Annotated in this window: 17 protein-coding genes and 2 pseudogenes; 9 read left to right on the top strand and 10 right to left on the bottom strand. The window is 62.6% G+C overall.

Annotation, left to right across the window (positions count from 1 at the left end; translation table 11 throughout):
- Nucleotides 1-172 precede the first annotated feature (172 nt).
- The 3 genes from C4S73_RS28325 to C4S73_RS20255 all read left to right on the top strand — a co-directional run bounded on the left by C4S73_RS28325 (nt 173) and on the right by C4S73_RS20255 (nt 1,563).
- Nucleotides 173-1,000 (top strand): hypothetical protein, encoded by an 828-nt coding sequence (locus tag C4S73_RS28325; RefSeq protein ID WP_160115849.1) that lies wholly within the window; start codon nt 173-175, stop codon nt 998-1,000.
- A 114-nt stretch (nt 1,001-1,114) separates the two neighbouring features.
- Complete coding sequence (locus C4S73_RS20260) at nt 1,115-1,318, top strand: hypothetical protein (protein ID WP_103874348.1); 204 nt, start codon at nt 1,115-1,117, stop codon at nt 1,316-1,318.
- Nucleotides 1,318-1,563 (top strand): hypothetical protein, encoded by a 246-nt coding sequence (locus C4S73_RS20255; RefSeq protein WP_103874347.1) that lies wholly within the window; start codon nt 1,318-1,320, stop codon nt 1,561-1,563. The genes C4S73_RS20260 and C4S73_RS20255 overlap by 1 nt, the downstream gene beginning before the upstream one ends.
- On the opposite strand, the gene C4S73_RS20250 is transcribed toward C4S73_RS20255, so the two are convergent.
- Nucleotides 1,560-2,249, bottom strand: coding sequence for an SOS response-associated peptidase (locus tag C4S73_RS20250; protein ID WP_103874346.1), 690 nt, complete (start codon nt 2,247-2,249; stop codon nt 1,560-1,562). The two genes, C4S73_RS20255 and C4S73_RS20250, sit on opposite strands and share 4 nt — an antisense overlap.
- Nucleotides 2,250-2,664: 415 nt before the next feature.
- On the opposite strand from C4S73_RS20250, the gene C4S73_RS20245 reads away from it, so the two are divergent.
- Nucleotides 2,665-3,237: a L,D-transpeptidase gene (locus C4S73_RS20245; RefSeq protein WP_244595696.1), complete on the top strand. Its 573-nt coding sequence runs from the start codon at nt 2,665-2,667 to the stop codon at nt 3,235-3,237.
- A gap of 1,141 nt (nt 3,238-4,378) precedes the next feature.
- Here C4S73_RS20245 and C4S73_RS20235 read toward each other — a convergent pair.
- Both C4S73_RS20235 and C4S73_RS20225 read right to left on the bottom strand, forming a co-directional pair.
- Nucleotides 4,379-6,297: pseudogene (locus C4S73_RS20235) on the bottom strand (excinuclease ABC subunit UvrA); the annotation flags it as partial.
- Nucleotides 6,298-7,484: 1,187 nt separating this feature from the next.
- On the bottom strand, nt 7,485-9,578 hold the full coding sequence (locus tag C4S73_RS20225; RefSeq protein ID WP_103874343.1) for a catalase: 2,094 nt from the start codon (nt 9,576-9,578) through the stop codon (nt 7,485-7,487).
- Nucleotides 9,579-9,991: 413 nt separating this feature from the next.
- On the opposite strand from C4S73_RS20225, the gene C4S73_RS20220 reads away from it, so the two are divergent.
- The 3 genes and pseudogenes from C4S73_RS20220 to C4S73_RS28725 all read left to right on the top strand — a co-directional run.
- Nucleotides 9,992-10,408, top strand: a complete 417-nt coding sequence (locus C4S73_RS20220) for a CopG family transcriptional regulator (RefSeq protein WP_103874342.1) — start codon at nt 9,992-9,994, stop codon at nt 10,406-10,408.
- Between the two features lie 17 nt (nt 10,409-10,425).
- Nucleotides 10,426-11,532, top strand: coding sequence for an extracellular catalytic domain type 1 short-chain-length polyhydroxyalkanoate depolymerase (locus C4S73_RS20215; RefSeq protein ID WP_103874341.1), 1,107 nt, complete (start codon nt 10,426-10,428; stop codon nt 11,530-11,532).
- Between the two features lie 329 nt (nt 11,533-11,861).
- Nucleotides 11,862-11,978, top strand: a pseudogene (locus tag C4S73_RS28725) (IS5/IS1182 family transposase); the annotation flags it as partial.
- Between the two features lie 2 nt (nt 11,979-11,980).
- Here C4S73_RS28725 and C4S73_RS20205 read toward each other — a convergent pair.
- Nucleotides 11,981-13,261, bottom strand: coding sequence for a phospholipase D-like domain-containing protein (locus tag C4S73_RS20205; protein ID WP_103874340.1), 1,281 nt, complete (start codon nt 13,259-13,261; stop codon nt 11,981-11,983).
- 40 nt (nt 13,262-13,301) lie between these two features.
- On the bottom strand, nt 13,302-14,888 hold the full coding sequence (locus tag C4S73_RS20200) for an OpgD/OpgG family glucan biosynthesis protein (RefSeq protein ID WP_103874339.1): 1,587 nt from the start codon (nt 14,886-14,888) through the stop codon (nt 13,302-13,304).
- 338 nt (nt 14,889-15,226) lie between these two features.
- On the opposite strand from C4S73_RS20200, the gene C4S73_RS28010 reads away from it, so the two are divergent.
- A complete protein-coding gene (locus tag C4S73_RS28010) occupies nt 15,227-15,556 on the top strand; it encodes a hypothetical protein (protein WP_146071446.1) in 330 nt (109 codons plus the stop codon).
- A 180-nt stretch (nt 15,557-15,736) separates the two neighbouring features.
- Here the strand turns inward: C4S73_RS28010 and C4S73_RS28320 are convergent, their stop codons facing one another.
- On the bottom strand, nt 15,737-15,883 hold the full coding sequence (locus tag C4S73_RS28320; protein WP_160115848.1) for a hypothetical protein: 147 nt from the start codon (nt 15,881-15,883) through the stop codon (nt 15,737-15,739).
- A 146-nt stretch (nt 15,884-16,029) separates the two neighbouring features.
- Between C4S73_RS28320 and C4S73_RS20190 the strand changes: the two genes are divergently transcribed.
- Nucleotides 16,030-16,785, top strand: a complete 756-nt coding sequence (locus C4S73_RS20190; RefSeq protein ID WP_103874465.1) for an amino acid ABC transporter ATP-binding protein — start codon at nt 16,030-16,032, stop codon at nt 16,783-16,785.
- Nucleotides 16,786-16,844: 59 nt separating this feature from the next.
- Here C4S73_RS20190 and C4S73_RS20185 read toward each other — a convergent pair whose 3' ends face one another.
- From C4S73_RS20185 to C4S73_RS20170, 4 genes are read right to left on the bottom strand one after another with little or no spacing between them, the layout of a single operon-like run.
- The gene (locus C4S73_RS20185) at nt 16,845-17,816 is read right to left on the bottom strand and encodes an SMP-30/gluconolactonase/LRE family protein (RefSeq protein WP_103874337.1); all 972 of its coding nucleotides are present in this window, start codon (nt 17,814-17,816) and stop codon (nt 16,845-16,847) included.
- On the bottom strand, nt 17,813-19,099 hold the full coding sequence (locus C4S73_RS20180; RefSeq protein WP_103874336.1) for a TRAP transporter large permease: 1,287 nt from the start codon (nt 19,097-19,099) through the stop codon (nt 17,813-17,815). Before C4S73_RS20180 ends, C4S73_RS20185 begins: the two co-directional genes overlap by 4 nt.
- 3 nt (nt 19,100-19,102) lie before the next feature.
- Complete coding sequence (locus tag C4S73_RS20175) at nt 19,103-19,657, bottom strand: TRAP transporter small permease (protein ID WP_103874335.1); 555 nt, start codon at nt 19,655-19,657, stop codon at nt 19,103-19,105.
- Nucleotides 19,657-20,670, bottom strand: coding sequence for a TRAP transporter substrate-binding protein (locus tag C4S73_RS20170; RefSeq protein WP_103874334.1), 1,014 nt, complete (start codon nt 20,668-20,670; stop codon nt 19,657-19,659). Before C4S73_RS20170 ends, C4S73_RS20175 begins: the two co-directional genes overlap by 1 nt.
- Nucleotides 20,671-20,735 lie beyond the last annotated feature (65 nt).

Raw genomic sequence — 20,735 nt, 5'->3', positions numbered from 1 at the left:
GCCGCCGCCGACCGGCTCGGGCCCCGCCGGAACAGCGCCCATCACCGCGCCGTCATATATCCGCGCCCTTCGTAACGATCCGTTCTTTCTATCGCCCTTTCCTCATTGTGGAATTTGGCCGAATCCCGGCATGGTGCCGATCTGGATTGGCCTATGCCTGAGGAGACGACTTATGGATGCGCGCGTGGGCGGACGTGATGCAGGCATGAGATATATCGGCAAGGCAGCGCTGCTCGCGGGCGTCAGCGGCGCCGCTCTGGCCATCGCCTGCTGGTTGCCCGCACCGGTAGCGGCTGCGACCTACATGGCCAGCAATGAGACCGAGCTGCGCAACGCCATCGTGGCGGCAAACGCCGATGCCGATTCCACCGCGACGATCCTGCTGACCGGCAGCTTCACGGTGTTGCCCACCACCCCACTGCCGACGCCCACCAAGTCCATGACGATCGACACACAGGGCTTCGTCCTGTCCGCCGTCGTCACTCCTCCTATCACCCCGGGCACCGTCCCGTTCTCCGGCAGTTTTCCTGCCGGCACGCTGACCATCGCGGGCACGCTCGCGGGCGGTCCTTCGACGGCGACAATTGGGGCCGGAGCAGGCTTAAGTTTAAACAGCCAGGTCGCGGCCGGGACTGCTCAGGTCATCAACAACGGCTCGATCTCGGGAGGCGCAGCAAGCGTTAGCGGGCGGTCGGGCGGCCTCGGTGTCGCCATGACGAATGTCTGGACGCTGGTCAATAACGGCACGATCAGTGGCGGGACAGGAATCGCTTTCGCCGGGGCCTCCAACGGTGCGGCCGGCGTCACGATGAGCAGCGGCGGCACGATCATCAACAACAGCAGCGGCACCACTGGTGCTGCCAAGAAGGGCAGGCGCTGGGTCGAGCCGACACTGAAAGCCGAGGTCGTTTTCGCGCCTGGACGAATGACGGCAAACTGCGTCACGCATCATTCAAGGGAGTTCGCGATGATGCCGACGCGGGCGAAATTTTCGAGCTGAAAAACTAGCCTATCCCAATCGTCGCGGTGAAATGGATAACCGCTGCGCGCTCGCTGCGCTTGACTCTGGAATCGGTTTGTTCTGATTTTGTTCTCATAACTGAGGACCTCATCCATGGCATCACCAGCCCCGAAAATTGATGGCGAACTGGACGATATCGAATGCGAAATCGCGGAGCTGATCGCTGAGCACGGCAGCGAACGCGCTGCGATGCGCGCGCTGCTGGCTGACGCTGATCAAGCGGTCTCGCGCGGCTACCTGAAGGGCAAGTTCTCGGAAGGCGCGCGGCGTCCCCAGATCATCGAGGAGGAGCCGTAATGGTTCAGCGCAGCAAACGCAGCATGCCGAGGACCAAGGTCGAGGAAATGAAGGCCGTGCTAAAGCCATTTCACTCGGAGGTTCGCCGTTGGTGCGGCGAGATCCCAATCGGCTCGACGGTGTATGTGGCGCTTGAGAGCTTGAATTCAGCGCTGCTGCTGACCGATCAGCAATTCAACGCCGAAATCGACGGCCGCTCCCAAGGCAAGGGGGATAACGGTCTCCAAGATTTCGATTGCCCCTAGAGGGGCAGTTCATCCGAGAAGGGCTCGATCGTGCGCGGATCGTCGTCGCCTTCGCCAGTCTTGTTGACGCGCTTCGAGACGATCCATTCCCGCAGCTCACGGGGCGGCTGCTTCAGCAATTCCATGCCGCCTGAACCATCCAGCCAGGCGTCGAAATCGCGTCGCAGGAGGATGCAGGGCATCCGGTCGTGATATAGCGAAGTCCAGGCATTGGCCTCGCGGACGATCATCGTGCAGGTCGTGATGTCCTCGCCGGTCTCGGGATTGCCCCAGCTCTCCCACAGGCCAGCAAACGCCAGCAGATCGCCATCGGCGGCGGAAAAGAAGTGAGGCACCCGGTCCTTCTTCTCACCGGTCCATTCGAAGAAGCCCGAAGCCGGAATAATGCACCGTCTGCGTGCATAGGCCTGCTTGAACGTTCCGCTGGCCTCGACGTTCTCGACCCTCGCGTTGAACGTGGCGAGCTTGAAGTCTTTCAGCCCGCCCTTGTGCCAGCCGGGAATGAGACCCCAACGGGCCTTGCGCAACTCGCGGCCCGTCTCCGTATTCAGGATGATATCCACGTCAGTCGTCGGCGCGATGTTGTAGCGAGCACGCAGGTTGGGCCTGTCGGAAGGCACCGTCAGCGGCTGGCTGAAGGCGACAATCTCCTCCCACGAATAGGCTTGGCTGAAGCGTCCGCACATGAACCGGGATCCTGATTGTCGAGCACCAGTCTAGCAGTCCGGAGACGTACCGCCACTGAAGGCCACCAGAACGCGTGGTCCGCTTTTGTGGATTAGGCCCTCAGCCAGAAGGGCCTTTTTGGGGCGCTGGAACGTTTTCTTTTCGCCTCATCCGACGTATCCCCCAAGCCGGACGAACAGCCAGTGTCCGGCGTCGTCGAGTAGTCTGCGCGCTCGTCCTTCACGCTGCGGTAACCACTTAAGCTCATGTCTCTCCTCAACCATTTCCGAGAGACAGCCGATGCTAAGCCGCCGATCTTTTAACCTAGCCGCCCTGTCCGTTGGAGCTACGGGCTTGGCGGGCTGCGGGTCCGGCAGCATCGTTGCCATTCCAGAAATATCGGCGAGTAAACCAAGACGTCCCCAGACGCGCACGTTGGCACGTCCGAACTACGCAGAAGTCTACACGTCTTACCCCGGCGAGCGGTTTGCGGTGCCAACGGTCAATCCTGGCGAAATTGATCCGGAGTACCTTCGCCAGACGGTCGAGTTCAACCGGCAATATGCTCCGGGATCGATCGTCGTCGACCCTGCATCTTACCATCTCTATTTTGTCGAGACGCCAGGCATCGCCACCCGTTACGGAGTCGGTGTCGGTCGCGAGGGCTTCGGATGGTCGGGTGCAGCGAAGATAAATATGAAGCGAGACTGGCCTGATTGGGTGCCGCCGCGGGAGATGGTCGAGCGCGACCCTGAAATAAAAGCCACGCTCGAAAAAACACCCCGAGGTTTGGGCGTGCTTGGCGGGGCCAAGAACCCGTTAGGGGCACGGGCCATGTATCTCTTCGATCAGGGTGGCGATCTCGGATACCGCATCCACGGGACACTTGAGCCCTACACGGTTGGGACGAATGTTTCGTCCGGCTGCGTCCGTATGATCAACCAGGACATCATTCACCTGTACGCACGCGTCTCTCTTGGAACGCCTGTCACCGTGCTTCCCGCATAGGGTTTCTGGCGGGGGGCGATGTCGTGGCGGACAAGAGTGCCGGCCGTGGCTAGCTGACGAGCGTCGGCGTGGGCGCGCCTCGCTCCAACATGAATGTAGCCGAACCATTTCATTCACCCAGCGTTCCTATCCCGACGGCTTTAATCGCCGAGAGCAAACAGGGAGAGTCCCCATGCGTCGGTTTGTACTTACAGCAACTATCGCCCTTGGAGCGGCCGCGATGATCGTCGGTGCCGCTCCTGCGGTGCAGGCGCGCGAAACACTTCCAGCTAGTGTCGCGAGGCAACTCGACAACCAGCCGATCGAGTTCACCATGACTGAAGCGAAGCGAGAACGGCTCATGTTCATTCAAGAGAACATGAATCGGCAGAGATACTATGGCCGCGGCGATGGCTACGGCGGACCAGGATATGGCCGCGGGTACGGTTATGGCCCGCGCCATGGTGGTCCGCCGCCTTGGGCGCCCGCTCACGGCTATCGCCGGAACCACTATGATCGCTGGTAGTTTTGAGCGCCTGGCGAGATCGTTGGGCGGCCCGGGTTTGACTTCGAAGGATGGAAGACCGGCAGGGCTGCCAAGCCCTGCCAGGGTGTTTCCCACCCCCGTTGGCTAGCAGCCTCGGCGTTGCGGATTCGAGTTGCTTTGATCCGACACCGACAGCATCAGGCCGAGCGGGCAGAACCGTCGGCGCGTAATTAACTCCTTTTGTCGGGGCGACGCGCTCGCCGGTTCGGTTGATCTTGACCAGGAGATTCAGAACACGCTGTCGTGACGCGTCATGACGAACGCAATGGCTGGCAAGCCGTTGTCGGCTGTGAACGCCCCGTCTTCCCAAGCGCATGGTGATGCCATCGCCGGACTTGCCATAGTTCGCTTTCTCACCGTCAGAATGCGCCGTTCGGGGTCCGCGCTTTCTCCTGTCGGTTGCGTCAGATAGCGGCGCGACCGTACGGAGTTGTCCCAAGCAGTGGCTGCTTCCTGACTGCATGCCTGTGATCGCGGGGTGCGAGAGCAGCGGAGTTCGTTTCAAGTCCAGGGCGCGCAGCATGCCAATGAAACCGCGAACCTGAGCTCGCATAATCTCGTCGCCGCCATACGGGGCAGCCGACGTGTCGAGCACAATCAGGCCGGGATCGTGCCGCGATAGCGGATCTCGAGCGTCTTGGGGCTGTAGCGCGTGCCGTGACAGGCCGGACAGGCGGCATACACGCTCGGCAGGAAGAGCAGCTCGACCATCACGAACCCTTCCCCCTCGCAACGCGGGCAGCGGCCCTTGGCCACGTTGAACGAGAAGCGGCCTGCGTCATAGCGCCGTTTCCTGGCTTCGGGGGTGGCCGCGAACAAGGCACGGACATGGTCGAACAGGCCCGTATAAGTCGCGAGGTTGGAACGCGGGGTGCGGCCGATCGGCTTCTGGTCGACCTCGATCAGCCGCCTGACACCTTCGAGCCCGCTGTGGATGCGCCCCTCGGTTGCGACAGCTAGGCGGTCCTCGAGCGCGGCTTCGCCATCAGTCTCCTCTTCGTCCGCGACCGGAGCGCCGAGGCCAGCGGCAACCAGCTCGACCAGTGCCTGGCTGACAAGGCTCGATTTTCCCGAGCCGGAAATCCCGGTGACGGTGGTCATTGCGCCGAGCGGGATGGCGCAGTCGACATGCTTCAGATTGTTGCGCGAGATCCCCTCCAGCCGCAGCCAGCCGACGGGCTCGCGCCCTTGGCTCGTCATCCCGCCTCCCTCGTCGAACAGGTGGCGTCTCGTCTCCGACGCCGCGACCTCGCGCAGCCCCTCGATCGGGCCGCTGTAGAGGATCTCGCCGCCATGCTCGCCGGCGGCGGGGCCGACATCGACGATCCAGTCGGCCCGGCGGACGACGTCCATCTCATGCTCGACCACGAACAGCGAATTGCCGACCGCCTTCAGGCCATCGAGCGCCCGCAGCAGCGCCTCGGTATCGGCGGGATGGAGCCCGGCGGAAGGCTCGTCCATGACATAGATGACGCCGAACAGGTTGGAGACGACCTGGGTGGCGAGCCGCAGCCGCTGCAACTCGCCAGGCGACAGGGTCGGTGTGCCGCGCTCCAGCGTCAGATAGCCGAGGCCGAGGTCGAGGAGTACGGACAGCCGGCGGCACAGATCGCCGGCGATATGCGTGACCACAAGGGCTTTTTCCGGATGGGTCTTGCGCAGCGATGTTAGCTTGGCGGCTTTCGCTTCGGCATAGGGCGCGAAGATCGTCGAGAACCGGGCCATCGGCAGACGGCTCATCTCGGCGAGGTCGAGGCCCTCGAAGCGGACCGACAAGGCTTCCCGGCGCAGCCTCTTACCGTCGCAGAGCGGGCAAAGCCGTGCGATCATGAAGCGCGCGGCGCGCTTCTTCATCATCGCGCTCTGGGTGGTCGCATAGCTGTGGGTGACATGGCGCTTGGCGCTTGAGAAGGTGCCCATATAGGCGGGCTCGATCTTCTGCTGGATCGCGCGCTGGATCCGGTCATGGTCCCAGCCGGGATAAACCGGGATCTGGGGCTGGTCCTCTGTGAACAGGATCCAGTTGCGCACCTTCTTCGGCAGGTCCCGCCACGGCGTGTCGACGTCGATGCCGTGGCTGATCACGATGTCGCGCAGATTCTGGCCGCCCCAGGCCGTCGGCCAGGCGGCGACGGCGCGCTCGCGGATTGTCTTGGAAGGATCCGGCACCATCGAGGCCTCGGTAACCTCGTGGATGCGGCCGAGGCCGTGGTCACGCTGCCGACCGAGGAGCGGGTGGTCGGCGATCCGCGCTGCTGCTGCAATGCCACCGCCGGAGGCAGGCCTTCGATCGCATCGACCTCGGGTACTTCCATCTGATGGAACAGGCGACGCGCATAGGGCGAGACCGATTCCAGATAGCGGCGCTGCGCCTCGGCATAGAGGGTGGAGAAGGCGAGCGACGACTTGCCCGATCCCGACACGCCGGTGAAGACGACCAGGGCGTCGCGCGGGATGTCGACATCGACGTTCTTGAGATTGTGTTCCCGCGCTCCACGAACCCGGACGAACCCCGAGGCCTTGACGTCTCGCATGCGAACCTCCTCGACCCCGGACATGAAGGCGTCGCGGACCTGTACGATTGAAATGCGGCGCCGTTGGGAGCCTGCTCTGGACGACGCGTCTGCGCGATGACCGACGAGGCCGCCACACGCCGCCGTGCTCGCGACCGTTCATATTGCCGCCGGCTCCGTGGGTGAGGTGCCGCCTGACGCCATATGCTAGAACAAGGGTCGTAGCGGCTTAGACCCCTCGATCGTTCATTGGGCGGGCCGGGGACGACGACCGCCGCATCAGGCCGGCCGTGCCGCGGGTCCGCCCGCAGCCGCGAACAGCTTGACGGTTTCACGGTTGAAGGCGGCCATGTCGTTGGGGCTTCGGCTGGTGACAACGCCCCGGTCAACCTGGACGAGGGATCACTGCTCTGGCTGGCGGAGTGAAGCGCTGGCCTGTTCTCGCCCAGCGATAAGCAAGTGACTACACTGCCCGGAAGCGGACACTCGGGACGTCCGCAATTTCGGAAGCTGATCTTGCCGGAAGCGGGCCGAAGTTCAGTCCGCGCGGTCCGCTCGATTGGGACGCAATGGCCAGGTTGCGGAAGCACTTCGCCTTAACTGCGGCACTTTTAGCTTAAACACTCCGAAGGCCCTATCGAAGTATTTCAATGGGTTATGGCGCGGCTTGATAGCCAATGCGGCAAACTTCGCCTTTCCCTACAACTGGTGTAGGGACACCCGAAGTTTGCCGCAGTTTCCGGCCAGGCGACGATCATGCCCTCATTGCCACGCAGGCGCCAGAGTCACGAGGGTGCTCGCCCTCGTCGCCTGCACTGGTGAGCAACCGCGGTGCTCCCGCGAGCTCGGGCGGCAGTTCCTCATCACCATCGAAATTGAGCGCGATGGCCAAGCTTCGACGTAGATGGTGGCGCCGAAAGATCAGGACATCGGTCTCCGCCGAGAACAGTTGGAAGCCGCCGACGCAAAGCGCAGTCGGCGGTAGAGCGAGAGCATGCCTCCTTAGAATTCAGGCTGGAACGCGGTCCACCGATGCTGGACTTTCCCGGAGCCCAAAAATGGCGAGCCAAATAGAAGCCCATATCGTCGGGATCGGCGCCTTACATTGCTGGGATCGCCAGCGGTTGCAGGCACCTGCGTCGGCACAAAGGTTTGCGGCCGACAAAACGTACCTGCGACGCCGCGTTCTGCCTCGCGCAGCGGCATGGTCAGGCCAGCATGCGGACGTTGGGCTCGCGAACCCACTGCCGCGTGCGGGCAGGAGCCAGGAACGCCTCGACCGACTTGCCGAGCACGACGATGCCGTCATCGGCCTGGACGCCGGCCTTGTCGAGCAATGGCTTGGCTTCAGCGCTGTGGCCGATCGCCTTGAGGTGACCGAAGGCATCCTTGGCGAAATCGATTGCTGCACCTTCCTTCATCAGCATCTGGCAGCCGGCTTCAGAGAGGATGATCGCGACCGCGTCGAAGATCACGGAGGGCGAGCCCGCAAGCTGCCCGTCGGCTTTCAGCATATTGCCGTCCTTGAGCGTCACACCACCGATCTTGGGCGCGACGATCTTGACCGTTCCGCCCTCCCCTTCGACCGCCGCTCTGACGGCTGCGACCATGGCTCCGTCCGCACCGTCCGAGACGAGGATGCCGACCGATCGACCCTTCAGCGTCTCGGGATATTTGCCGACGATCCGGAGCGCAGGCGACGGCTCCATGTCGGCTGGCGCCACCGCCGGCTTGGAGGCTTTCGGCAATGCCATGCCAAGGCCGGCGGCCACGCGCTGTGCCAGAGTTTCGTCGACATTCACGAGGTTGGCCATCACGCGGTTACGGACATGCTCCAGCGTGACCTTGGAAAGCTCAAAGACCAGTGCGCTCGCCAAATGCGCCTGTTCGATCTCGCTCTGCGAGCGGAAGAACAGGCGTGCGTGGCTGTAATGGTCCGCGAAGCTGTCCGCACGCAGGCGAACCTTGTGGTCCGCGACCGAAATCGCTGCCGTGCGAAAGCCGCCGACGGGGTCCTCGCGCGGGCCGCCGACCTCGCCGGCTTCCGAAAGAGAGTTTGGCTCGTAATTGGCCCGGCCTTTAAAAACCTGCGTCTGCATGTGGCCGTCGCGCTGCAGGTTCTGAAAGGGGCAGCCCTTGGCCCTGTTGATCGGAATCTGATGAAAGTTCACGGTTCCAAGGCGCGAGAGCTGCGTGTCCTGATAGGAGAACAGGCGCCCTTGCAACAGGGGGTCTTCCGAGACATCGATGCCCGGCGGCATGTTGGTCGGCAGGAAGGCGGCCTGTTCGGTCTCGGCGAAGAAGTTGTCCGGGTTGCGGTTCAGCACCATCCGCCCGATGACGCGGATCGGCACAAGCTCCTCGGGGATCACCTTGGTCGCGTCGAGGATGTCGAAGGGCAGCGCGTCCGCCTCGGCCTGGCTCAGCAGCTGCACGCCGAATTGCCATTCCGGAAAATCGCCCTTGGCGATCGCCTCGTGAAGATCGCGGCGATGATAGTCCGGGTCGGCGCCGGCGATCTTCACCGCCTCGTCCCAACAGGTCGATTGCGTGCCGAGCTTGGGACGCCAATGGAACTTGACGAAGATCGGCTCGTCCTTGTCGTTGAGCAGACGGAAGGTGTTGACGCCAAAACCCTCGATCATCCGCAGCGAGCGCGGGATGGTGCGGTCGGACATCGCCCACATGATCATATGGGTCGATTCAGGCATCAGGCCGACGAAATCCCAGAAAGTGTCGTGGGCGCTGGCGGCCTGCGGATAGCCGCGATCGGCTTCCATCTTCACGGCATGGATCAGGTCGGGAAACTTGATCGCGTCCTGGATGAAGAAGACCGGGATGTTGTTGCCGACGAGATCCCAGTTGCCTTCCCTGGTGTAGAACTTGACCGCGAATCCCCGCACGTCTCGCGGCGTGTCGACCGAGCCCGCCCCGCCGGCGACGGTCGAGAACCGGGTAAAGACCTCGGTCTTGACGCCGACCTCGGTCAACACCTTGGCGCGGGTGAACTCGCCGAGCGACTCCGCCAACTCGAAAAACCCGTGGGCCGCCGAGCCGCGCGCATGGACGATGCGCTCGGGGATGCGCTCATGGTCGAAATGCTGGATCTTCTCGCGCAGCACGAAGTCCTCGAGCAGTGTCGGCCCGCGGCCGCCGGCCTTCAGAGAGTTCTGGTTGTCGCTAACAGGGACGCCGTGATTGGTCGTGATGCGGGCCTCCGGCGCCGATGCCGTCTGGTGCAGCTCGCCGCCATTGCCGGAGCTGGCTCTCGTAGGAGTGGTGTCGCGCGGGGAACGGGCCATGAGTCTTGTCCTTCGTTCAGGTGCTGAGGCTTTTAGGCGAACGAAATTGAACGGCTCAAAGTTCCGGCACGAGAGCGCGGATTCGAGTTCAGAGTCGTGAATGTTTTTTGCTTCGTTATGCCCTTTCATGTGCCGTCGACGGACGTTTACGACTTCGATCCGATAGCCGCACCGAATGTGCATGATCCTCATCCTCGCCCGTCCCGGAAAACTTCAATCGAACCCGCCCAGCGTCGATGTTCCTCCTGCAAGGTCGAGAGTTTGGGCATTCCCGCCCCTTCGTCGGAGGGCACTGCCTCTGATCTCTCACCAACCTTTTGGCAGTCGCGCTCGTCGATCGAGCGGATGAGTCGGGAGCGTCAATTGACTTGCCGCCCTTGACGCCCGGGTAAAAACATCCATATGCCATCCATATGGATGGCTTCTGGATACCCCGAATGAAAACACCTGATAGTGAGAAGCTGACGGTCAACCTTGGCTTCGTGGACCTCGGCCGGATCGATCTGCTTGTCCGGGACGGCTTCTACTCGAACCGCTCCGACTTCATTCGGACCGCCATTCGCAATCAGCTCACGACCCACGCCGAGGTCGCAACCCAGGCAACGACACGCCTTTCATTGGAACTGGGCCTCAGAACCTACACGCGCGCCGATCTCGAAGCTGTGGCCAAGGCCAAGGAGCAGCTTGAGATTCGCGTGCTCGGGCTCGCCGTCATCGCCGATGACGTCCCGGCTGCGCTCGCCAGAAGCACCATCGCGTCGATCACCGTCCTGGGTGCGTTGCATGCATCCGGAGAGGTCAAGGCCGCCTTAGCGGACCGCCTGTCGTAACAAAAAAGGACGTCACCATGCATTGGCACATTAAAGGCGCCATGGCTGATGCCATGGCGCGTCTGAAGACATCCGACGTCGCCGGCGCTACCGCGGCCATTCGGCAGGCACTGGCCGCACGCACACGAGGCGTCGGGGTCCAGCCGACCTCGAAGAAAGTCGCAGCGGATGATGATGCCGGCGCTCCGCGTCTACGCAGGCTAGGCGACATCCTGAAGACCTTGGGGGCACAGCGCGCAACATACCGACGGTTCCCGCCCGCGTCCGACGAGGCAACCCCGGCAGCAGATGAGGGCGACGACCGCTTCGTCTCACGAAGCCATCGATCGGCGGCTGGGCTGCTGAACTACAAGCTTTATGTGCCCGCCAATCTGGATCGCGAACTGGCACTGGTCGTGATGCTTCACGGCTGCACCCAGGATCCCGACGATTTCGCGCGGGGAACCCAGATGAACCGTCTTGCCGACGAATTCGGGCTCATCGTCGCCTATCCCCACCAGCCGCGCTCCGGAAACGCTCAGGGCTGTTGGAACTGGTTCGACATCCGTCATCAGCAGGCCGGCTCCGGCGAGCCGGCGATGCTGGCCGCGCTGGGGCAAGAACTGGCCAGGGAATTCAAGATCACCCCAGGGCGCGTCTTCGCCGCGGGATTGTCGGCTGGTGCCGCAATGGCGGAGGTGCTGGCCGAAACTCATCCTACGGTCTTCGCCGCCGTCGGTTTGCATTCCGGTCTACCCTACCGGGCCGCCCACGACGTCATCTCCGCATTCGCGGCGATGAAGGGCAATGGAAAAACTGCGCCCTGCATCGGCGTCCAAGGCAGGCGCAAGATCATCATCCATGGCACGGCGGACGCGACCGTCAGTCGGTCCAATGGCGACGCGTTGTTCGAGCGCATGCGCTCACAAAATCCGGGATCTTCGGTCGTGATGTCCGAGGTCCGATCTGGGAGCCGGACCGCCACGCGCCAGGTGCTGATCGGCCCCGCCGGCGAAGCACTGGCGGAATATCTGCTGATCAATGGCGCCGGCCATGCCTGGTCGGGCGGCCATCGCAGCGGCACGTTCGCCGATCCAGCCGGCCCGGACGCGTCGCGCGAGATGATCACATTCTTCCTGCGTTGACGCCCAGTCGACGGGCGAAGCGATCAAACGCTTCCGTGAGGATACGGCGACGCAATCTGTCGGCCGCCGAAGCCGTTCATGTCGGAGGTGGGAAACGATGCCCGAAGGAGCGCACCTTCAGGCGCCGCGATCCCTGCGCCCGAAAATCGCGGCCATCAGCCCCCAAATGCCCATCCATTTACCGGCTCCACCCATCCGTGTCGCCGCGAGAGCAAGCGCTGCCGAGACGAGCCGGGGACGGCGACCGCTGGCGGCACGCTCTCGTCGGCCGGGGCACGCTCGCGGTGATCTCCAACAAGATCAACCGCGTGAGACGATTCCCCTTCGATTCCGTGGCCTATAAGGGCCGCAACGCCGTCGCGCGCGCCTTCTGCCGCCTCAAAGACTTCCGAGCGATCGCAACACGTTACGACAAGCTCGCTCGAAACTTCCTTGCAGGCATCTGCCGTCAGATTTGCGACCGCGCAAGGCTTGAGAGCCAATCGGAGAATTTTTCGTTCGCCGAGCGGTTTTGCCAATCTGCAAAGGTGTACGGCTTGGAGGCTGCAGCATCCTTGTCGAACGTGGCAATCTGAATGCTGGCAAAACGTTGATCGAACAGATTGACGTTTGCTTCGTCGTTGAGCCTCAAAGCGCGGTCATCGATGTTCGTCGAGCCGACCGACGTCCAGATGTCGTCGACAATCACAAGCTTACAATGGAAGAACGTGGGCTGATACTCGCTGATCTTCACGCCGGCTTGAAGTAGATCGCCCCAAAGGTGCCGGGATGCTTTCCTGACGATGCGCGCATCGGTCTGAGGCCCGGGAATGATGATCTGAACCTCCACACCACGCTTGCGGGCCTCAAGGAGCTGTTGTCTGATCAGGTCGTCGGGAACGAAATAGGGGGTGGCGATCCGGATATTCTTCTGAGCGGAGGCAAGCGCCGTCATCAGCATCAGGTGCATGACATTGCGCTGATGCGTCGAGCTGATCACCACCTGGGCAGCTTGATCGCCTGCGGGGGATATATCCGGAAAGAAGCGGTCGCCTAGCAGCAAATCGCCGGTCGCTTCGATCCAATGCTCGGCAAATGCCGATTGGAGCTCTGCCGCTGCAGGCCCTTCCAAGCGATAATGATTGTCGCGCCATTCGCTCGGCGCGCGCGCATCACCGTTCCATTCGTCAGCGATGCCCACACCACCGGTAAACCCAACGCGCCCGTCGACAACCAGCAATTTCCTGTGTGTGCGATTATTCAGCCGATCGATTGTGTACCAAGTGATCGGGCGGAACCGGACCACCTCTACGCCGGCGTCCTGCATTCGCTTGATGAGCCCTTCGTCCATCGGAATGCTTCCGACCCAGTCGAGCAGGACCTTTACGGTCAGCCCCTCACGGGCTTTTGCCGAGAGCGCATCGGCGAATTCGTTGGCGATGGCGCCACGCCAGTAGATATACGTCTCGAAACTGATCGTCTGCCGCGCTTCGCGTATTCCGCGCAGCATCGCGGGAAAGATCTGGACGCCGTTGACGAGGGTTTCGACCTTGTTTCCGGGCACGTAGTTCGACCCGAAGAGGGCGCCCATGGACGCCTTGAGCTGTCGATCCGACGATGCAAGATGATGCGGAAGTGGTTGCCGCAATTGGTGCGGCTCGGGCAACAAATTGCCGACGACGAGGCAACCAACGCCCCCCACGGCAGCCGAGAATAGAGCGATGATGAAAGGGTGTTGTCGTAGCTTCATTGGCAATCGAACGTAGAGGTTGCGAGGGCGCCGATTGCGATCATTTCCTGGGCGGGTGCGCGAGCAATTCGTCGGCCGGAACCGACCAGGTAGCGGTCCAAGTCTCACTCAATGTGCGTTTTCGCGATTTAAGGAAGATTCTGAGCTCCGCCGACTGACCATCGGGTAACGTCGCATCGACAATTACGCGCACTCCTTTCAGCGGCGAGTTGAATGTTAGGATCTTAGAGACGATCGAACCGCTGGTCGTCGTTGCGACAAGTTCCACACGATCGGGTTCGCTTTGGTAGTAGGCCAGATCGCCACCGGCAAAATCGACAATGAAACGTTTTGTGCCCTTGCCATCGGTCACGCCATCCTCGACATCCGAGCCGTTGAAGCTCTGCTGCGCTTGCGCGTACGAGTGCAGATGCCATGTCGTCGATACCGCGGTTATGCGATATCGGAACTCGGCAGGTTGGCCGGAAGGCAGCGGTTTATTCGGCGTCCAGCACGCGACGACATTGTCAAACGCCTCGTTCGTAGTCGGAATTTCGATCAGATCGATCCGGCCATCCCCCCAGTCGCCCTGAGGCGTAACCCAATAGCCTGGCCTCGCCTCATAACGTGCTTCAAGATCCTGATAGCTTCCGAAGTCCCGGTCGCGTTGCATGAGACCAAAGCCGCGCGGGTTCTTGTCGCCGAAACTCGAAATGCGCAACGCCTTCGGATTGCGAATGGGCCGCCAGATCCATTCACCACTCCCGGATTGCATCATCAAGCCGTCGGAGTCGTGAATCTCTGGCCGAAAATCTGAACGTTGGGTCAGATCGCCTTCCCCGGCCTGAAACATCGACGTCAATGGTGCGATCCCTAGCCGCTCGATGTCATTCCGAGGGATGATCGTCGCAGTGACATCCACGGAGGTTTCGCGGCCTGGGCTAACGACATAGCGATAGGCACCGGCGACCGATGGGGAATCAAGGAGCGCGTAGATGACGAGGTCCGTCGCGTCGCGCGACGGTTCCTCCACCCAGAGCGCTCGCATGAATGGGAACTCCTCCGGCTGCTTGCCACCGACGTCCAAGGCAAGTGACCGTGCCGAAAGTCCATAGCGATGACCGCGCCCGATGAGACGGAAATAGCTCGCGCCCAGGAACGAGATGACCTCGTCCTGAATCTTTGGGTCGTTGAGGTTGGTCGTGACAGCGAACCCCGCAAAGCCAAGTGCAGGTGAGAGTCCTTTCGGAACGGGCACCTTGCCGTACTCGAAAAGGCCCGTCGTAAACGGTATCGGGATCGCGTTGCCATGGTTGATTATGTGAACCTGCACCGGCTTGTCATGAAGGAAGCCAAGATGGAATGGCAGAAGACGATAGTCTGAGCCGCCGTCGCGCCAAAAGGCCTTGTCCCGACGAAATCGGATTTCACGATAGCTGTCATAGGTCAGCTTCGATAACTCGGCCGGAATCTTGGAGCTTTCGGCATCGAAGGGCTGATTTGCCAATGCCTTCGCTCGCTCAACCACGTCATCGTAGCTGAAGCCTTTGCTGGAATTGGCGGTAGCCTGAGTCCGCGCTGCGCTGTTCGCAAACACGCAGGCGGTGGATAGCAGAGCGAGAATGGTGCGACGAGACGGTACGGACATGGCTATCCCCAGCCCGAAACGGCAGCCAATCTGCGATCGAGAGCTTCCTTAGAACGCCACTAACGTGGATCAGTTCCAGGACGGCTCCATATCGAAGGGTCTGCTTGGCGGCGGTGCGCCATAAGCGGACATTGGGAGGTCGCCCGGAACCGGACATTATCTCGACGGGCAAGAGTGCTCGATCCGCTTCCGATCCCATTGGAACGTAAGCAACCTTCGCTGGATGAGGCACCGCACCTCTAAACACAAAATGCCAGGGCGTTGGGCGTCTCGGTCGACGTCTTGCGGCTGCTTGTTGCGCTTTCGTGCAGGACGGCGAGCCCTTAATGTTTGCGGAGATGACGATCGTTAACCGCCTTAAGCATCTCTCTGAAGTAGGTACGGTGATCCATTGTCCGGAGATGACCCTGCTCGCCGCCGATGACGAGCCACCGATCGTCATCGGCGAAGGCGAACTCAGGGTACTGACCGAGACTTCATTCGGGTATCGGGTGAAGCCGACATTCTCGAAGAGGCTATGGCGGCGTTCCGGCGCTCATTCGATCAATGCCTGCCTACATCGGGGAGGCCGGCTGGGCGCTCCACGTCTACCATACGGCGAAGGTCGATGCCCGGCTCGCGCGCTGGAGCAGGCAAAAGGCCGTACCGAACCGAGCGGGCATGATTGAGCCGCAAGGAGGCCCCCATGCTCAAAATAGCGAACAAAAATTGATCGTCGCCAAAGCCAAAGCTATCCAACGGCACGCGCGCAGCGGACGGCTACACGTCATACCTCAGCATCCACGAGCCGTGGGTATGATGTTCAATTTCCGAAAGCGCGGCGTCCAGTGACCGGTAAGGGCCGGGCGTCAGGTGTGCCAAAATCGCAGCCCTTTCCCTCCGATGACAACACGATATGCGCCGTTGAGGCTCAGTTCGACATAGCCCGCTGAGCGGCTGAGCAGATCCTCGATCGACCATCGCGACTTGCCGTTTTGCCAAACGATAAGGTCCATGCCGCGCGCCCTGGCCCGGGGTATGGTCAGGCTGGAAGGATGTCGGCTATCACTGGGCCGTGTTGCTCGACGGCACGGTGAAGGCTGGCCGGCGGGAGGCCGACGTCGGCTCCCATGTTGCCGGGCACGACACGGGCACGCTCGGCGTGGTGTATGTCGGCGCCGTCGACGCCAAGGGCAACCCTAAGGATAGCCGGGCGAAAGCTGGGCAGGTTGTGTCGCTGATCGGTGCCTCCGGCTCAGGCAAGACGACCTTCCTGCGCTGCGTCAACCTGCTCGAGGAGCATGACGGCGGCGAGATCCTGCTCGACGGAGATCCGATCGGCTATACCGAAAGCGGTGGGAGGCGCAGGCGGCTCAGCGAGACGAAAATCTCCGCCCAGCGCGCCCGCATCGGCATGGTCTTCCAGCAGTTCAACCTGTTCCCGCATCTCACCGCAGCCGAGAACGTCATGCTCGGGCTGGTGAAAGTGCTCAGCAAAAGCAAGGCCGAGGCAAGGGAGATCGCCAACCATTGGCTCGGCCGAGTCGGGCTGGCGGAGCGCGGCGAACACTACCCCTACCAGCTTTCGGGCGGCCAGCAGCAGCGCGTCGCGATCGCGCGCGCGGTTGCGATGCAGCCGCGCCTGCTGCTCTTCGACGAGGTGACCTCGGCGCTCGACCCCGAATTGGTCGCAGAGGTGCTCGGAGTGATGCAGTCACTGGCGGAATCCGGCATGACCATGTTGCTCGTCAGCCACGAGATGCTGTTCGTACGCGACGTCTCCGACCATGTCGTCTTCCTCGACCAGGGCCTCGTGGCCCAGGCCGGCCCGCCAGCCGAAATCTTCGACAACCCCGAAAGCGAGCGATTGCGCAGCTTCCTCGGGCGTTTCCACGGCCTGTTCGGCCAGCGCGGCTGAGGCGCGGCCAGAAGGGTACAGTTCTTCCCACCGCTATTATGCGCCAGCAGACGCTGGTTTCAGTACAACCAATGCACGGGTGCAGTGCCGCTAGCAGTCAACCGCACCTGGGCAATACGGTCGCCGAGCAGACATCCGAGATAGGCAGTTCGCAAGTCCGGCCCGCCGAAGGCGATGCTCGACAGGTTGCGCAGCTTGACGGCCGGGTTCGAATCCATATGCGGACGGCCGAGCTCATTGGCGATGAAGGCTTCCTCCACCCAAGCGACATGGGCGGCGTCGGTCTCGCTGAGGACGATCTCGACGGAACCGCCCTCAGGATCGATCCGCAGGAGTTGGTTCGCGATCACGCCGGCGATCCAGACCTTGCCCTCGACGTCGAAGGCGAGACCGTCGGGAAACTGGCCTTTGCCGAATTCATGCACGATCTGCTTTGGGCCGAGACGCGCGCCGGGATTGATCGGGAAGCGGCTGAGCCGCCGGCCATAGGTCTCGTTAACGTAGAGCCAGCGTCCGTCGGGCGAGATCTGACATTCATTGGTGAAGCCGAGCCCGTCGGCCACGATACGCGCGCCGCGCTCGTCGAGCACCGCGACGTAGCCGGTCGCCGAATCCAGCCGGTAGTCGAGCGAGCGCGGCTTCAGCCGCGTCGAGATCGTGAGCCAGAGCCTGCCCGCCTGGTCGCGCACGACATAGTTGGATGGCGGCACCGGCCGACCTTCGATCTCGGTCAACACGGGCGAAATCTGGCCCTCGCGTGTCAGCCGCCAGACGCCACCAAGCTCGCTACCCAGATTGGCGATGAGGAACGAGCCGTCGGGCTCCAGCGCGATGCCGTTGGGCCGCAGGCCCTCGGGCAAGTCGGCGGTCGTGCCGGTATAGAGCGCCTGCGATCCGTCCGGCCTGAGATGCGCGACGCCGCCGCGCCAGTCGGCCGTGTAGAGATCGCCGGCTTTGGTGGCGAGAACGCATTCCGGCCGGACCAGGCCGTGTCCGAGCAGGGTGACATCGGAGAGCGGGATCTGGTTCATCCGCGCATGAACCAGACCAGCGCCATCGGGATCGCCTCGATATAGGTCACGGTGAACAGCACGATCAGCGCGATGGCGAACATCGGGATCAGCTCGCGCGAGATCGCCACCATGCCGACGCGGGCGATCTTGGCGGCGACGAAGAGCGTTCCCCCGACGGGCGGCGTGTAGAGTCCGATCACCAAGTTGAACACCATGATCAAGCCAAGATGCACCGGGTCGATGCCGAAGGCCTTGGCGGTCGGGATGAAGAGCGGCGCGGTCAGCATCAGCGAGGGGAGCGGCTCGAGGAATATGCCGACCAGGATCAGCGCGACGTTGAGCAGCAGCAGGAAGACATATTTGTTTTCGGAGATCGCCAGGATCGCTGCCGCCAGATTGGCCGGGATCTGCTCGACCGTGATCAGCCAGGACAGCGCCCCGGTTGCGCCGACGACGAGCATGACCACCGCGCTGGTGCGGAAGGAATGCAGCAGCATCTCGGGCACCTGGCGCGGCTTGACCTCGCGATAGACGAAGAGCGCCAGGATAAGCCCGTAGAACACGGCGATCGATGCGGCTTCCGTCGGCGTGAAGATGCCGCTGAGGATGCCGCCGAGGATCACCACCGGCATGCCGGTCGCCGGCAGGATCGCGACGAAGCTACGCCAGATCTCACGCCGGCTCGGCATCGCGCCGCCGAGATCGCAACCCAGCGAGCGCCCCTTCCAGACGCAGAGCAGGATCAGCGCAAAGGCGAGCGTGAAGGCCGGGAACACGCCGGAGACGAGCAATTCGCGGATCGAGACATTGCCGACGAAGCCGTAGACCAGCAGCGGGATCGAGAGCGGCATCAGCACGCCGATGGTGCCCGCGACGGCGATAAGCGCGCCAGCGAAGGCGCGCGGGTAGCCGCGCTCGGCCATGCGGGGGATCATGATCGAGCCGATCGCGGCGGAATCCGCCACCGCCGAGCCCGACACCGAGCCGAACATGGTGCAGGCCGAGACCGTGACGACGCCAAGCCCGCCCGGCATGAAGGCGAGCAGCGAACGGGCGAAGTCGATCAATCTTTTTCCCACGCCACCATGGGTGATCAGCTCGCCCGTGAAGATGAAAAGCGGGATCGCCGCCAGATGCAGCGGCTCGACGCTGGAGATGTAGGATAGGAAGATCGCCTCCAGCGGATAGCCCTGACCGAAGATCCAGATTGTCGAGATGGTGGTCAGGAGCAAGGCCCAGACCAGCGGCATGCCGAGCAGCGCGAGCGCGAAGAAGATCGCGCAGATGACGGCGAGAACCATGTCTTAGTCCATGAAGGCTTCTTGAGGGATCGGTTCGCCCCGCGCGAGCAGGCTGATCTCGTAGGCGACGTAGACCAGCGCCAGCGCCGAGCCGACGGGCATGGCGAGGTATTGCGCGCCCATCGGCCAGTGCAGCACCGTCATCTCCTGTTCCATCGTGCCCTGCGCGATACTCAGCCCGTACCAGACCAGGAAGCCGAGCAGGGCGACAACGCCGAGGCGGGTCGCGATCTCCACGATGCGCGTCCAGGCCGGCGGCATTGCCTCGACGAATTCGGTGATGCGCATATGAGCGCCTCGTCGCGCCGCCGAGGCGCCGCCGAGGAACGTCGCCCATAGCAGCACGAATTCGCCGAACTCGGTGTTCCAGGCGATATCGCTGTTGAGCAGCACGCGGGCTGCGACATTGGCGAACATTACCAGCAGCAGCATGACCGCGAGTACTGTCACGACGACGTCGATCGCATCGCCAAGGAGGCGCAACGAGGCGGGCTCTTTCCGGCCGGGACGGTAGAAATAGAACGAACCGTCTGCGGCCGCTGCGTCGGGCGCCGCCATCAGCCCATGCTCTTGCGGATATCGGCGGCTTCTCCGATCATCTGGTCGACCGCCGCCGCGCCGAACTCCTTGCGGGCGCGCTCATTGGCGCCTTCGGCCGCCTTACTCCAGATGGCGAGGTCCGGTTTGGTGATGATCGCTCCCTTGGCGGTCATCTCGGTGAGCAGCTTGTCGTCATTGGCGCGGACCTCGCGGCGATTCCAGTCGCCGGATTCCTTGGCGGCCTTCATCACACCCTCCTGGTCGGCCGCGCTCATGCCCTTGAAGCTGCGCTCTGCCATTGCCAGCCAGAGCGGCGAATAGACGTGGTTCGACAGAGTGATGTATTTCGCGACCTCGTAGAAGCGCTGCGAAAAGATCGTGTCTATGGGGTTTTCCTGGCCCGACACCGTGTTCTGCTGGATGCCGAGATAGACCTCGGTCACCGGCATGACGACGGGCGAGAAGCCGATCGATTCCATGATCCAGCGTATCATCTCGACGGGGGCGATCCGGAGCTTCTTGCCCTTGGCGTCGGCCGGGCTGCCAAGCGGGAAATTGGTTGTGAAGCAGCGAAAGCCGGCCTCCCAGTTGCCGATCAGCCGCATGCCCTTGGCCGGTAGCGCAGCCGCCTGCTTCGCGATGAAGGGCGAGGTGTCGTAGAGCTTCCAGCCCTGCTCGTAGTTCTCGGCAAGATAGGGCAGCGCGATCAGCGAGAGGTCCTTCACATGCGGGGTGAAGGTGACGACGCCGGTGACTGCGAAATCGAGACCGCCGATCTGAAGTTGGTCGAGCGACTTGGCGTCGTTGGCAAGCTGGCCCGAATGGTAGACTTGGACCTTGTAGCGGCCTTGCGTGTTCTTCTCGACAGCGGCGGCGAACATCTCGGCTGCCTGCTGGCGCGCGCCGACCGACGTGTCGGTATGGCTGAAGCGCAGCACCTTGGCGCTCTGGGCACGCAGGATGGTCGGAAAGCCGGTGATGGTGAGGCCGGCTGCGGCCGTGCCCTTCAGGAGATCGCGTCTGTTGGTCATGGTATCCTCCCCGGATATGATTGTTTTCGCCAGCCGGGCGGCTTGGTGCCGCCTTCTCGTGGATT

This window comes from Allobosea lathyri, from assembly GCF_900108245.1.
In the GTDB taxonomy this organism is placed as follows: domain Bacteria; phylum Pseudomonadota; class Alphaproteobacteria; order Rhizobiales; family Beijerinckiaceae; genus Allobosea; species Allobosea lathyri.
This window is presented reverse-complemented; position numbering and strand designations above follow the sequence as displayed.